A 15,106-nucleotide genomic window follows, 5' to 3' on the forward strand; every position below is an offset into this window, starting at 1 on the left:
CGCGCTAGCCCATCGCGGTCCCGACGAGCGGGGCCTGTACCGGGACGAACGCGCGGGACTGGCACATGCCCGCTTGTCCATCATCGACATTTCGAGCGGCCAGCAGCCTCTCGCGGATACGAGTGGCACGACGTGGATCGTGTTCAACGGCGAAATCTTCAACTATGTCGAATTGCGTGAGAAGCTGATCGTCCTCGGCTACCGGTTCCGGACCCGCAGCGACACGGAGGTCATTGTCAACGCCTATCTGGCCTGGGGCGAGGCCGCCTTCGAACGGATGACGGGGCAATGGGCGGTCGCGATCTGGGACTCGACAGCCCGCCGCCTGGTGTTGTCGCGCGATCGGACCGGCATCTGCCCGCTGCATTATTGCGAGCGCAAAGGTCGTCTATATTTCGCCAGCGAAGTGAAGGCCATTTTCGCGGCAGATGCAGCGATTCCCCGTGCCTTCGATCCAGCCGGCATCGATCAGACCTTCACTTTCTGGACAGTCGTGCCGCCGCAGACCGTGTTTCAAGGAATCAGGGAACTCGCCCCGGGGCATTTCCGCATTTATGAAAACGGCGACGTTCACGAGAAATCGTTCTGGAAACCGCGATATCCAAAATCGTCTGGTCCGCGCGACGGCCAGTTCACCGGTTCACTCGACGACGCCGTAGAGGAGGTGCGCAGCGCGCTGGAATCTGCGACGTCGATTCGAATGGTGCGCTCCGACGTTCGGGTTGGCAGCTATCTCTCCGGTGGGCTCGATAGCTCGCTCGTCGCAGCGATGGGACGGCGCTCTGCCGGCGAGCGTTTCCAAACCTTCTCGCTGCGCTTTTCTGACGTCGAGTATGACGAGACCGATTTCCAGCGCCTGATGGCCCGCGCCATCGGCAGTGAGCACCATGAGGTGGTAGTTTCGCGTAGCGACATTGCCGAGGTTTTTCCGCAGGTCATCTACCACACCGAGCGTCCGATCCTGAGGACGGCACCGGCGCCGCTGTTCCTGCTGTCGAGACTGGTGCGGGCCCGTGGAGTCAAGGTCGTGCTGACCGGCGAAGGCGCCGATGAAATGTTTGCCGGCTACGACCTCTTTCGCGAAGGAAAGGTCCGCCGCTTCTGGGGGCGGCAACCTGTTTCAATGCGCCGCGCGCGACTGCTGGAGCGTCTCTACCCCTATCTCACCCGCTCGCCGATGCAACAGCAAGCGATGGCCCGGCAGTTCTTTGGGCGCAATCTGTCGGAGCACGCCACGCCAGGCTTCGCGCATGACCCTCGCTGGCGCACCACAAGCGCCATCAAGCGACTGTTCTCCAGCGACATGCGCGCCGAGGCGGCGAACCGGAATGCGGTTTCCGAGTTGATCGCCCGTCTGCCTCCGGAATTCGCGCAATGGAGCTCTCTCGCGCAGGATCAGTATATCGAGATCCAAACACTGCTGTCGGGATATCTGCTGTCCTCTCAGGGCGACCGAATGCTCATGGCCCATTCGGTCGAAGGCCGCTTCCCGTTTCTGGACGAGGACGTGGTCGCGCTGGCGAACTCGCTACCGCCTGCCTACAAGCTCCGCGTCCTTGACGAGAAGCACGTTCTTAAGCACGTCGCAGAGTCGGTCGTACCGGCGGACATCATCGCCCGCAAGAAGCAGCCATTCCGCGCGCCTAATGCGCTTTGCTTCGTCGCCCGCGACGCGCCCGCCTATATTGCCGAAGTGCTTTCGGAAACGGCGATCCGCGACGCAAACGTCTTCGATCCGGGCGCGGTCGCGCGTCTGTTGAGCAAGTGTCGGGCGCAGGCCGCGACCAGCGGCGGCGACGTCTCGAACTCAGACAACATGGCGCTGGTCGGCGTGATATCGACCCAGCTCCTACACCAGCAGTTCGTCACGAGTCGTCCCGGCGGGCTCCACACTCTTGATTTGACCGTCGATGTCGATCGCCAGAACCGGGTTGAGGCGGCCCTTTCCTGATGCATGGTCCTGTACCGCTCCTGCACGACTACCTCATCCACTCCGCCCGTCACCTCGGTGCAAAGGTCGCTCTGGTGTGTGGCGAGCGTCGCGTCACCTATGGTGAGATCGAGGCGCGCTCCAACGCAATCGCGCATCATCTGGTCGCGAGCGGAGTCGTTCGCGGCGACAGGGTGATCATCTTCGCCGACAACACTGTCGAGACGGTCGTCAGCTTCTGGGCCGTGCTCAAGGCGAATGCCGTGGTGTGCATCGTCAATCCGCTCACCAAGCGCGACAAGCTTGGTTACTTGCTCGATGATTGCCAGCCGTCGGCGCTTATTACCGACAAGCACCTCTACCCGATATTCAAGGAGCCCGCCGAGGCATGCCCGTGGTTGCGCCGGGTGATCGTCTCCGGGTCCATCGACGATGTCGAACTGACGGGGCTACCCCATGCGGTACACTGGGACGCGGCAGGCGCCGCCGGCCATGACGCACCGCCGGCGCGCTACTGCATCGATATTGACCTCGCGGCCATCGTGTACACCTCGGGATCGACGGGTGATCCCAAGGGCGTGATGCTGACGCACCGGAACATGCTGGCCGCGTGCACGTCGATAGCCTCATATCTGGCGCTGCGCGAAGACGAGGTCATTTTGAATGTCCTGCCGCTCGCCTTCGATTACGGGCTGTATCAAATGATCATGGCGGTCCGCACGGGCGCCCGGCTGGTCCTCGAACGATCGTTCGCTTTTCCGGCGCAGATCCTCGGGCTTATCGCGGACGAGCGGGTGACCGGCTTGCCCGGTGTATCGACGATCTTCTCGATGCTATCGGGGTTGAAGTCGATAAAGGAGCACGATCTTTCGAGCATCCGCTACGTCACGAACACCGGCGCTGCGCTGCCGATTAAGCACATTCGTCTTCTGCAGGACCTGTTCCCGGCAGCGCGGATCTATTCCATGTACGGCCTCACTGAATGCAAGCGCTGCACGTTCCTACCGCCGGAGGATATCGACCGGAAGCCGTTGAGCGTTGGGATCGCTATCCCGAACACTGAAATGTGGATTGTCGACGAGGACGACAGACGCGTGGGCCCCGGCGTAGTTGGCCAGCTTGTCATTCGCGGTGCGACGGTGATGCGGGGTTATTGGGGCAAGCCAGAAGCCACGGCCAGGAAACTCAAGGCCGGTCCTCTGCCCGGTGAGCAGGTCCTGTACACCGGTGACTACTGCCGGATTGACGCGGAAGGCTACCTCTACTTCATCGGCCGCAGCGACGAGATCATAAAATCCCGGGGAGAGAAGGTCGCTCCCAAGGAAGTGGAGAACGTGCTGATGAATATTCCGGGCGTGAGGGAAGCCGCGGTCATTGGCGTTCCCGACGAGCTCCTCGGGCAGGCGGTTAAGGCGTTTGTCGTGGTCGAGCAGGGAAGAACGCTTGACGAGAAGCAACTCCGGAAAGAATGCCAGAGAAGCCTTGAAAGCTTTATGGTGCCAAAGTGCATCGTGATCGTGCCTAGCCTGCCACGGACAGATACCGCAAAACTCAATAAGAGAGCCCTGTCATAAGCTGATTGCCGGATGATTAGATCGTGATTTCCCTCTTTCGCATCGGAGTAAACAACTCATGTTGCTAACCAAGGAACCACTCGATACCTATCGAAAACAAGTTCGCGATTTCCTGGTGTCGAATTTCTTCATCGCTGAAACGAACTTGCTGGAGTTCGATACGTCGCTGCTCGACCAAGGAGTCATCGACTCGACGGGGGTGCTCGAGGTGATCGGTTTTATCGAGGAGACCTTCGGTATCACGGTCGAAGACAGCGAACTCTTGCCGGAAAATCTCGATTCAATCGAGGGAATTGCACAATACGTCATCCGCAAGAAGAACTGATGTTTGCCTGCCGCGTACAAGCGGGGTCGTGAACACGACCGAAGGGGTTCGATCGCCGCCGGCTCGAGTTCCGGCATTCGATCACGGCCATCAAAAATATGGTTACGTGCGCCAGATGCGTTATGGGTCGCCTGGTTGCCCGTTGAACTGGCCCTGAAATGCGTCGTTCCTGCTCAGAAAATAAACCCGCTATGCTTTTGAGTATCCCATAACAACGCGGCCTTCGCCCGTTTCGTTCGTGATCACCCTGATGTTCTCATAGCCTTTGCTGCGCTCGAGAATGGTCGTCACCTGCCGCTCCTGACCGAGGCCAACCTCGAACAGCAGGATGCCGCCCGGCCGCAAATATCGGAGCGCGTCTTTTGCAACCCGCATATGGATGCTGAGCCCGTAAGGACCGGCTGCGAAGGCCTCACGCGGCTCGAACTCGAGCAGGGCGGCACGGTCGCCTCTGAGACGCGCTTCGGAAATGTAAGGTGGGTTGCAGACGATCAGGTCGATGATGCCGTCGAGTTGCAGACCTGAAAAGGCTTCGAACAGGTCGCCTTGAAGCACCGACAATCGATCCGTGAGACCGTGATAGGAGGCATTGCGACGTGCGACATCGACGCATCCATCGGTAAGATCGCTCGCCCAGACCCGCGCATCGGAAATTTTGAGCGAGATGGCGCATGCCAGATTTCCCGCCCCGCAGCACATGTCGATCACTCGCGGCGCCGGCATGTTTAATTGACGCAGGGCATCCACAGCGCTAGCGCCAAGCAATTCGGTCTCCGGCCGGGGGATGAGCGCGCCGGATGCGACGAGCAGCTCTATTCCCATAAATTGAGTGCATCCCTTATCGTAAGCCGCGGTGACGTTGATTATTTCGTTCATGGCGATCCAGCCTGCCTGCGGGAAAGTTGTCCGGCAACGATTCAATAGCAAGTGTACTTCGGAATTTGGCGGCGCCCGCTTTAGTATGCGCGTTGGTCAGGGCTGGGGCCAGTTGCACGCCGTTGCGATCTTGCGTCGGACGGAATCCAGGCCGACCAATTGAAACGTACTTTCATTTGGCGGGTCTTTACCTGCGTACACTTTAACCAAAATCCGGCCGCCATCCGGCATTGAGCGCAGGAAGCGGACGACGTCGCCTGGAAAGGCAAGGCTTTTCCCCATTTCTAGGGCTCTCCAGCGCTGTTCGACAGCCGGCTCTTCGTTGATCCGGTGCACGACCTTCACCTCACCATCCGGGACCTGTTTCCAGGAACCCGTTGTGGAAATAATCAGCTCTGTGCGTTGGGCGCGACAATGGATGGCGAACGCGGAGGCGGCATTTTGCGACGCCGCGCGCGCAGTCGTCAGCGCCTCAATCTGCGGCCGATAATCCACCGGCGAGGTCGTCTCGCTGATGATCCAGTTCGGGCCTTGAGACGGCGCGGTATCGGGTGTTTCAGCCATCTCCCCCAACAGCTCGTCGATGCATTTCAATCGATCCATGCCTTGAAACTGTGAGCAGGTCTTCAGACGATCGATGGCGCCGCCGGTTTGAGCACACACCGCCTGGCTCAGGGTTAAGAGCACAGTCAGAGCGAGAGCACCCACACCCTTCATTGGGACCGTCCCGCTGTTACGGCCTGCGGAAGATCAAGCCATTCCTGCGCTGGCTGAAACCGGCCGAGACTCGGTACGCTGGCGCGCAGGTTGACCTCTTTCCATTTCGGATCGAAACCGGGGGACTGCAACCGGTCGAGGCGACTAAACAGGTGATCTACAAGGCGCGCCACTCGCCGGTATCGGTCGGACTGTTGCGGCCAGTTGTACGCCGCAAGGATGGTGGGGACTGCAATCGTCGCTATCCGCTCACCCTTCGGCACCAGACTCGGATAGTCCGTCGCGTCGATAGACGACGGAAGATAGTAGTCCTCGAATTTGGCGCCGTATTCGACGGCGAGGAACTTGAATCCGGGATCCCATCGTCCCTTTAGAAAGGCGTCAACGGGCTTCGACGTCACAAACACGACGGCCGCGACCTCTCCGCGCTTCATTTGCTCCAATGCTACCTGGTGCGGAATGAACATCTTTTCCACGTTTAGACCGAGCCGGCTGAAGATCAGCGGACCGGAATAGGCGGCTGCCGTGCCTTGCGTATTGAAATTGACCTTTTTTCCCTTGAGGTCTTCGAGCGATCGGATCTCGGGGCGGACGAAGATGTGCAGTTCGGATGGAAAGAGACTCAGAACGTAGACAATGCGCCGTTCGATAGACGGGACCTGAGCTCTATATTCGTCAAGAGCATCCGTGTTGATGATCGCCGCATCAACACCCCTGAGATATAATAGTGAATTGACATTTTCCGTTGCTCCGCGGGTCACGATCGGGATGACGTGTAGCTTGTCCTCCTCATTTACGACGCGAGCGATCTCTGCCGCGAGACGAAGCGGAGCGCCTTCAATGAGCCCGCCTGCGAGGCCGACAGTCCATGCATTGATGCGCTCTTTCGCAGCCGTGTCGGTCTTTTTCGTCGCCGCCATAGCCGGCGTCTCGCGCGTCGGGAGGGATTGGGCGTTTGCAGTTAGTTGAAGGCCGAGCACCGCGAATGCCATCGCAGATGAGAGTTTGATGAGCGACATGTGAGTCTCCATTCTCCGGCTGACTACCTTGGGTTAACGCGCCAGGAGCCGACAGCTATTTCAACGTTTCGATCCGTTCCTTCGCATCCTCAATGCCGCCCGCTTGTGCTCTTTCATACAGTTCGCGTGCCTTCGCAAGATCACCGAGGATTCCGCGTGCACGCCACGATTGCAGCACGCGGGCGTCGTAAGTCTCGGCCAGCATAAAGGCTGCTCGTGCGCTGCCGCGCTCAAGAGCGTGTTCAAGCAACGGGCGAGCGCCGCTAATATCAGCTTGCCGGAGCAATGCGTTTGCCCGAATAAGCAGCCTTTGTTCGTCCACCACGGAGTGGGGAGTTGCGTTCGCCGACGCAGATCCCTCTGGCGCCGTAGGGACTTTCGGGTCCAAATCCGGCGCGGATTCGCGAGCGGTCGATCGCGCTTCCGGAGGCAATTCCAACACGGGCGACCGTTCCGAAATCGAAGCGGCAGCTTGGGCGGAGGCCCGCTCCGGCGAGCGGCTCTTTCCCTCGGTCATCTTTGAACCGGACTTGGCCGCGCGCTCGTGCGGACTATCAATGGTAGGCCCGCGTGAAGTGAGGGGCCGAGAAGCATTCAAGGCAGCGAGCTGCCGATTTTCGGCCTCGAGTTGATTCCTGACGAGCGCAAGCTCCTGCGCAAGGGCGTCGGCACGCTCGCGTTCGCTTGTGAGAGCCAGTTTCTGCTCTGCTGCGATGGCCCTGCCTGTCTCTGTCACTTGCAGCACCTCAGCGTGCGCGGCAGTCAGACGGGTGGACTGCTCCTCGGCCTGCTTGCGCGCCGAGACAAGCTCGCGGGCGAGTGTCTCGGTCCGGTTGCGCTCCTTTTCAACTGCCCGCTCTTGTTCGACCTTCGCAGCCTCGATGATCCGCGCGGTCTCCGGAACCGCTGCATGCGCCGTGTCGAGTTCTGCCCGGAGGAAGGTCAATTCGCGCGTGAGGGCTTCTGTTCTGTCTCGCCGCTGTTTGAGCTTCTGTTCGAGCGCCTGCTTTTGCTCGATCTCCGCCGCGGTGGCTTTTGCGGCGTCCGAAGTTGTGATCCGCGCCGTATCGAGTTCCGCCCGAAGGGAGGTAAGGTCATGGGCGAGGGTGCCTGCCTTGGCCCGCTCCCGTTCGAGCGCCTGCTTTTGTTCGCTCTCTGCCGCGGTGGCCTTCGCGGCCTCCGAAGCTGCGATCCGCGCCGTATCGAGTTCCGCCCGAAGGGAAGTAAGTTCCTGTGCGAGGTTCTCTGCGTTGCCCCGCTCCCGTTCGAGCGCCTGCTTTTGCTCGATCTCTGCCGCGGTGGCCTTCGCGGCCTCCGAAGCTGCGATCCGCGCCGTATCAAGTTCAGCCCGGAGAGTCGCAAGTTCCTGCGCGAGGTTCTCTGCCTTGGCCCGCTCCCGTTCGAGCGCCTGCTTTTGTTCGCTCTCTGCCGCGGTGGCTTTTGCGGCGTCCGAAGTTGTGTTCCGCTCCGTATCGAGTGCCGCCCGAAGAGAAGTAAGTTCCTGTGCGAGGTTCTCTGCCTTGGCCCGCTCCTGTTCGAGCGCCTGCTTTTGCTCGCTCTCTGCCGCGGTGGCCTTCGCGGCCTCCGAAGCTGCGATCCGCGCCGTGTCAAGTTCAGCCCGGAGAGCCGCAAGCTCCCGTGCGGGGTTCTCTGCATTGCCTCGCTCCTGTTGTTCGAGCGCCTGTTCTTGCTTGATCTCGGCCTCGGTGGCTTGCACGGCTTTCGAAGCCGCGATCCGGGCCACGTCGAGTTCCGCTCGAAGGAAGGTAAGCTCACGCACAAGGTTGGTTGCTTTGTCTCGCTCCTGTTCGAGCGCTTGCGTTTGCCTGATCCCTACCTCGATGGCCTGGGCAGATTCCTTGCCTGCCACCCGTGCCGTATCGAGTTCCGCCCGGAGGGTCGCAAGTTCACGCGCAAGGGTTTCTGCCCTGGCTCGCTCTTGATCAAGCGCGCGTCTAAGCGTGGTGCTGGCCGCTTCAGCGGTCGACTGCACCGTGTTGAGCTCTGCTCGGGGGGGCGAGATAAGCGCAGGTGCGAGGGCCCCAGCGCTGTTCCGTTTCCGTTCAAGGGCCTGCTTCCGCTCCCACGCTTGAGCGGCTTCGGAGGCCTGCGCGGCGTTTTCTTGCGCTACATCTGAAAGTTGAACGAGAATTGGCAGACCTGCAAGATTGCTGATCTTCTCACGGCCGATCTCCAGATTCTGCCGCTCGACGGCCATCGTCTCGGTAACCTGCGAGATCAGGAAGAATCCGTTTCGAATGGCGTAGGGCTCTGGGATCGTACGTCCCGTTTGGGTTGATGCAGTGAAAGCCTGCGCGCGGAGTTGGCCTTCATCGCATAGTCCATCCTCCGCGGCTCCAATGAAAAGCCACAGAATGCAAGTTCCCACTGCAGCCGAGGCACGCGCAACGGCTGTTCTTGTTACGCGTGAGCTCTCAGCAGTTTTGGATCGCGGTAGCCAATGCGATGCTACCCCAATTGCCTGTGACCCCATCGTGACAACTCAGGTGAGCTTTTATGTATGACCATTTTCATGACACAGCCTTCGTCTGTCGTTTGTCGATGTGGCAATGGAGGTAGCCACAACGAGGTAGACGCACCAATCGCGGCAATTAAGTAGATCACGCCCGCATTGTCTGAACCATTCTTGACCCGCTCGTTCGCGCGCGATTACGCTGTGGTGCGCACTTGAGCCAGCACTCCCAGCACACTCAAGGAAACACCATGAACAGATCATTCGTCGTCTTCGCCGGCGTGGCCGCCATTGGGCTCACCTTGGTGCTGAGTACCCAAACCAGCGGCTCTGCGGAAATCAGAACTTCTTCCAAAATGAATGTTAGCGCCAAGATGACCACCGGCGCCACCCGAACGCAGCCACATCGGCTCGTTGTGCAGGTTGACGTCAATGACCCCGCAACAATGAATCTCGCTCTCAATAATGTCAGCAATGTAGCTCAGCATTACAGCGAGCTCGGCCAAAAGGTTGAGATCGAAGTGGTCGCCTTTGGACCAGGACTGCACATGCTGCGAGATGACACCTCTCCCGTCAAAGCGCGCATCAAATCCATGAACGAAACCATGCCACAGCTCACCTTTTCAGCATGCGGGAATACCCGCGAGAATATGACAAAAGTTGAGGCGAAAGATATTCCTCTTATCTCGCAGGCGAAGGTCACCAAATCCGGAGTGGTCCGGCTCATGGAGCTGCAAGAGCAAGGCTGGAGCTACCTGCGACCTTGATTCCAGGGGACTCTTTTGCGAGCTGAATCTCGTTCCGACCTGTCGGATCCGGTTGTCGAGGATCAGGAATGGGACGACGCGATGGCTCGCTCAATGACCGGTCGGTTGACGGACAAGTGCGGGTCGACCACGAGGTCAAGATGGCCGCCGGTAATCGGAATGACGTCGAGGCGCAAGAATGGCGCCGACAATGGCGTCGATGTCCGGAACGGCCCGTAGTCAGCCACTCCAACCTACAACCTTGATGCAAGTCCAGGTTCTACGCCCTCGCCGCGGGAGCCGTTGCATTGCGCCACGCCCAGTGGGACGCCAAAAATTTGCAATATCATTCTGACCGTTCGACACGGCTGACGTAAGTGCGGTTGATCCACACACCCGTGGACCAATGCTTCCTTTATCGTAAGTTGATCAAATTTCGATAGCGCAGGCAGCTCAGGAATAGGACGACGCGACGGATCGCTCGATGACCGGTAGGTTGACGGCGAGATGCGGCTCGACAACGAGATCAAGATGGCCGCCGGCGATCGGAATGAGGTCTAGCTGCGCAAACATAGACTCCCAGCCAAGATGCGCTGGCAACCCGCGCCGATTACAAAGGAATAGCGTTCCGGTGATAGGCAAGCGGCCTTTGGCACCCGCCAGCCAGCGGCCGAATGCTTGCATCCGGAGAATCTCCTCGAGTTCCAACCTGAGCATAAAGCGGGTACCTGCCAGATGCGTCCAAGCCTTCGCATCGATAATTCGGCAGAATTTCACTTCCCAGCGAAGACGAACAACGCATTTCGCGATCGAGCGACAAAGCATTCGGTACATTGTGACCCGGTGCGATCTAATTCGCTGCAGCGTACGTGACATGGTCTCCTGATAGTGACGCTTGCGGGGGCCAATATTGGTGTCCAGAATGCCGAGAAACTTTACCGAACGGCCTTCCGCGATCAGCCGGCTAGCCACTTCAAAAGCCACACCGCCGCCTAATGAGTAACCGATCAAACGTATGTCGCCGCGAGGCTGAACGGCGTTGATCTGTTCCAAAGCCAACGCAGCCATGTCGTCGATCGAGCCGCGTCCAGCCAGGGTCGAAGTCAGGTCCGGGTAGCGGATCGGGATCACATGAGCGACCTTGCTTAATTGCGCTCCGAATGCGGCCATGCTCGGACCATAGCCCATTGAGCCTGGCAATATCACAAGATGAGGGAGGCGCTCTTCATCGTGTTCCTGCCGCTCCGATCTACCTCCGATGGCGACGGTCCGAATCATATCGGCTGCGCTCATGTCCACCGTGAAGGCTTCCATATTGAGCTCTTGGCCGATCAGCTCTTCCAGGTCCATCACGCAGCGCAAAAGCTTGAGTGAATCGCCGCCTGCCTCGTCCCAGCGACCGGTAACATCGGCCGTGCCGAGGATTCGGGTCCACACCTGCTCCACGACTTTCTTGGCGTGCATTGTTTCGTTCAAGTCAGGCTGTCGAGGCGATGGCGAACCTCCTCGGCTTTCAAGATCCAGCGCCTTGAGTTTCGCGACGTCGATCTTTCCTCCCGCGAGGCGCGGAATTTCCACGACCTCATGCAATCTGGTCGGATGTAATGCGGTGGGAAGTTTCTGCCTGATGATGTCTCGAACGTCAGTTGTAAAAGTAGCCTCCGCGTGATCACCGCATGATGCGAAGACAACCAACTCGTTTGAATCGGTGACGATAGCGACGGCGTCCCGCACCCAAGGAATCCCGCGTACCACAGTTTCGAGTTCGGCCGGCTCGACACGCCGTCCATTAATTTTGAGCTGACGTCCTTTTCGTCCGACCACCTGCAATAACCCGTACTCATTGACAACAACGAGGTCGCCTGTCGGGAAGATGCGACAGCGTTTATCACCTGGGTCCGGTAGTGCAGGGAAAAGCCCGCCGTTCTCCCAGTAACCAAGTAGAACATACATACTCTTGACGACCAGCTCTCCGACTTCGCCGGCGGGGACAGGTGTCCCGCTGTCGTCAACGACGGCATATGAGAGCCCCGGCAGCAAATAGCCAACAGGAACGCTGAAATCCTGTTCTTTGAAATCGTTCGGAAGGAACCACTGCGTGCCGGTGGTTTCGGTCGACGAATAGCTGATCTGGATGAAGCAGTGGGGCTGCACCACTTTTCGAACGAGCGCGATATCCGTCCACAACACCTTCTCACCGCCCAGTCGGACAATCCGAAGCGATTCGAAATCGTCGGCCTCGCTCGCGGCAACCACTGCGCGCAGGAGAGCAGGAACGATGTACGTGATTGTTACCCGCTGCGACCGAAGCTGACGCAGCAGACCGCGAAGGCCGAGAGCCTCGACGTCCGCCATATGCAATCTTGCGCCGGTCATCAAGGCGGAGAGCATCTCTCTACAGCCTGCGATGGTCGTGGGACCGCTCAAAGGCATGAATACGTCCGCAGCATCTATGTGACATGCATCCACATATTGCTGGACGCGCTGGAGAAGGCTGCGTTGGCTGTTCACAACGCCCTTTGGCTGTCCCGTGCTGCCCGAGGTGTAGAGCACAACGGCAGGTGCATCTACCGGGGTTGGCGCAAGCGGTGAGGCGGCGGCTGAAGGTTCGCTGACTTGCGTAATATCGAGCAACTGCAGGCCGGCTTTTTCGATCCACTCTGAATTGCTGTTGTCCTGGCCGATCAGCAGAGAAATCCGCGCAGTTGCGACGATGGCCGTCATTCGTTGGACTGGATCGCGCGTATTGAGCAGGACCAAGGGTCTTCCCGCCGCCATACATGCAAGCATCGCGATCGGCTGCCAGACCGAATTTCGCAACACCGACCCGACGGCTTGTCCTTCGGGGACTGCTGTTGAAATTACCTGGGCCAGCGTCAAAATCCGGGCCAAAAAATCCGAATACGTGATTTGGTGGGCACTATCGCTGACAGCCACTCTGTCAGAAAATCTCTTTGCGATTGCACTGAGGTGCTCGATCGCGGGCACGCTGGAAAAATCTGCTCCCATCCGATCGTACGGCCGATTAACAGGGCCTCCCATATCGAGAGGAAACTCGGGAGATCTCATCCAGCGAGCGTTTTCTGCCTCCCCCCTTTCTCCAAAAAATGAGCTTTGGTCAGCGAAGCGTTTTACGCTTTTCGGCAATGAGGCATCAGAAGGTGTCTGAAGTTGCATGACCCTACTCACCGCTGTGGAAGAAAAATCTCTAGGCTATTAAACGGTTACTGGCATCCCTCGCATGAGGAGGACACCGCAGCTCAATTTTGCGTCGTCGATCCATTTCTCAGGCTAGCTCGTGGCTGCCGGCCGGCGAAACTCCACAATCGCAAAGAACAGACCTGCAATCATGTTTATGCGCTTGTAGATGTAGATCGCCATAGCCGCATTCCAAACCACGTTCGTGGTGGCCGTCGCAACAGCAGCGCCTATTGCTCCAAAGTAGGCGATTCCGATCAAACAAGCTGCAATGTTGATGATAGCTCCGACCATCATCATGGCGGCTGCTGCACGTTCGTGTCCCATCATCGTCAAAAGACTTTGCTGCGGACCGGTTGCGGCTGCGACGATCTGTCCGAGGACAAGAATTTTCGCAATTGACGCTGTTGCGACGAAATCTTCTCCGAAAAGCCGGAGCAGCGGCTCCGTCAGGAACAAGAGTGGAAGTGCCAGAGCGATCGTTCCGGCCAGCGAAAGGACGGTCGCTCGGGCAAACAGGCTTTGAAGCGCCGTTTCATTCTGCTGTGCGTGAAGCTTCGAGACGGTTGGCGCAAAGAACGTTGCCACCGCCATACGAGGCAGAACAAGAAAGAGGGCCAAATTCAGCCCTAGCGCGAAGATGCCCGCCGCACGAGTGTCGCCGCTCCAACCTAGCAGGATCACGCCTGCGCGGCTCATGAGTACATCGAGCCCGATCATGATCATGACGGGAAGGGCGAGGTGCCACCAATCGCTGGGGGCGTAAGCAGACACAGCGGACCGTAGTTGCGGCGGCCAAAGTTTGCGCAAGCTTAGTCCGAGAATGCCCGCGGTGACGGCGGAGCTTGCCATTAAAGCCATCAAGACCGTCGTGGCGTTGACTGCGGTGGCGCCGAACATCCCGGCGAGCACAACCAGCGCGACCATAAGACCATCCCGAACGATGCGCTCGGGAGCAATCGCAGAAATGACGCCGCCCAGCGCGCGCACTGTGGCAGAGCCGATCACAACCAGCGTGACCAGTGGGACGGTGGCCATGCCGATCGCCAGTTCGCGCGGAAAGCCGTCGGCCAGCAACAACACGGTGGCAGCTCCGCAGATTGCGATCACCATCGCAGCCAGGAACGACCGTCCGAACGCAAATCGAATAATTCCGCGCGCTAACGACCACTGCTCCGTCGCGCAATAGGCCGCTAGAAACCGCAGAAGGACCACGTTGAATCCGAGTGCTGCGATGTAGGAGAGAAGAGTCGTCCAGGCCGAGACGTACGAATAGATACCGTAGCTCGGCGCTCCAATCTTGCGGGCAATTACAAGTTGAGCCAGGCAGGTCAGCCCGGCACCACCAACGTAGACAACGAAGGCCCATAGGCTTGCGCTAGAGAGGCTTCGGCTGAGTTCCGGTGCGGATTGAACTGTGGCAATAGCGATATTCTGTGGCGCTGACGGGGCTGACGCGAACTTTCCAGTGCAGGATCCGGGGCTATCGGGCCCCGGGTCGGACCGCGAGTGCGCCGTTTTATCAATTCCCACCTTAATGGAAATTTCCTCTTCGACGAGGTCGAGGGCTCTAAGCATGAGGTTCGGGTCAAGCGAATTAACGCAAATCATTCGCTGATGCTCGGTCTCGAGCAGCGAGCCAACGTAGTCGGTAATCGGCTTTGCTTCGAGAAATGTGTCTACATCAGCTTCGAACCATCTCTCCGCGAACGTTGCTTGGCGCGTCCGCTCATGAAGGCGCTCTTCCAACAGCTCCTTCGGAGCATCGAAGCGAATCAGCAGGTCCGGTTGCGTCCTCATGCCGATTGCAATCGCGATCGCTTTCTCGTCTGCCCGGCTGAACAGTGCCAGGGTGCAGACGGCCTGTACAAGCCCCTGGTCGAATAAGATGATGTGATCCAGCTTGTGCGAGTCCTTCCATACACAGGAAAGCCGAATAATGTACTGACTAAGTCTGATCCGCCAAATGGGGTTCCTGGGTGGCATCAGTCGGAGCAGATCCCGCGCCAGGCGCAGTCCGCGGGCATTTGCGACCGGCCGGCACAAGATGACGATGGTGGCGAAGATCGCGCGGGTGATGCGCAGCAGCGCTGGAACGAATCCGCCGCGGCTCAGAAAATTGCGATCAGAAAGTGGTAATGTAAGTACAAGATCGACCGTATACCCACGGTCACGCAAGCGCTGAGCGAGCGCTCGGTTAAAGGTTGTCTTGCCTGCGCCAGGCGGGCCGAAAGTCTCGATAATCATG

10 protein-coding genes are annotated in these 15,106 nt (G+C 58.9%); 4 read left to right on the top strand and 6 right to left on the bottom strand.

Going from position 1 to position 15,106, the window contains the following annotated elements:
- The 3 genes from asnB to JWQ24_RS12550 all read left to right on the top strand — a co-directional run.
- The coding region (gene asnB, locus JWQ24_RS12540) for an asparagine synthase (glutamine-hydrolyzing) (RefSeq protein WP_299808095.1) at positions 1-1,951 on the top strand (1,951 nt) is incomplete at its 5' end.
- Positions 1,951-3,504 (top strand): AMP-binding protein, encoded by a 1,554-nt coding sequence (locus JWQ24_RS12545; protein ID WP_299808097.1) that lies wholly within the window; start codon positions 1,951-1,953, stop codon positions 3,502-3,504. The genes asnB and JWQ24_RS12545, both read left to right, overlap by 1 nt.
- Positions 3,505-3,562: 58 nt before the next feature.
- A complete protein-coding gene (locus JWQ24_RS12550) occupies positions 3,563-3,829 on the top strand; it encodes an acyl carrier protein (protein WP_299808099.1) in 267 nt (88 codons plus the stop codon).
- A gap of 189 nt (positions 3,830-4,018) precedes the next feature.
- On the opposite strand, the gene JWQ24_RS12555 is transcribed toward JWQ24_RS12550, so the two are convergent.
- The 4 genes from JWQ24_RS12555 to JWQ24_RS12570 all read right to left on the bottom strand — a co-directional run bounded on the left by JWQ24_RS12555 (position 4,019) and on the right by JWQ24_RS12570 (position 8,659).
- On the bottom strand, positions 4,019-4,705 hold the full coding sequence (locus JWQ24_RS12555; protein ID WP_299808101.1) for a class I SAM-dependent methyltransferase: 687 nt from the start codon (positions 4,703-4,705) through the stop codon (positions 4,019-4,021).
- 96 nt (positions 4,706-4,801) lie between these two features.
- Positions 4,802-5,422 carry a type VI secretion system-associated protein TagO gene (locus JWQ24_RS12560; protein ID WP_299808103.1) on the bottom strand — a complete coding sequence of 207 codons (621 nt, stop codon included), beginning with the start codon at positions 5,420-5,422 and terminating at the stop codon, positions 4,802-4,804.
- Complete coding sequence (locus tag JWQ24_RS12565; protein WP_299808106.1) at positions 5,419-6,441, bottom strand: TAXI family TRAP transporter solute-binding subunit; 1,023 nt, start codon at positions 6,439-6,441, stop codon at positions 5,419-5,421. The genes JWQ24_RS12560 and JWQ24_RS12565 overlap by 4 nt, the downstream gene beginning before the upstream one ends.
- A gap of 55 nt (positions 6,442-6,496) precedes the next feature.
- On the bottom strand, positions 6,497-8,659 hold the full coding sequence (locus JWQ24_RS12570) for a hypothetical protein (protein WP_299808109.1): 2,163 nt from the start codon (positions 8,657-8,659) through the stop codon (positions 6,497-6,499).
- A gap of 506 nt (positions 8,660-9,165) precedes the next feature.
- Between JWQ24_RS12570 and JWQ24_RS12575 the strand changes: the two genes are divergently transcribed.
- Entirely contained in the window at positions 9,166-9,681 is a 516-nt protein-coding gene (locus tag JWQ24_RS12575) for a DsrE family protein (RefSeq protein ID WP_299808112.1), read from the top strand.
- 432 nt (positions 9,682-10,113) lie between these two features.
- Here JWQ24_RS12575 and JWQ24_RS12580 read toward each other — a convergent pair whose 3' ends face one another.
- Positions 10,114-12,837, bottom strand: a complete 2,724-nt coding sequence (locus tag JWQ24_RS12580; protein WP_299808115.1) for an AMP-binding protein — start codon at positions 12,835-12,837, stop codon at positions 10,114-10,116.
- Between the two features lie 114 nt (positions 12,838-12,951).
- Positions 12,952-15,105, bottom strand: a complete 2,154-nt coding sequence (locus tag JWQ24_RS12585) for a polysaccharide biosynthesis C-terminal domain-containing protein (RefSeq protein WP_299808118.1) — start codon at positions 15,103-15,105, stop codon at positions 12,952-12,954.
- Position 15,106 lies beyond the last annotated feature (1 nt).

The organism is Tardiphaga sp. (assembly GCF_028290495.1).
GTDB lineage: Bacteria > Pseudomonadota > Alphaproteobacteria > Rhizobiales > Xanthobacteraceae > Tardiphaga.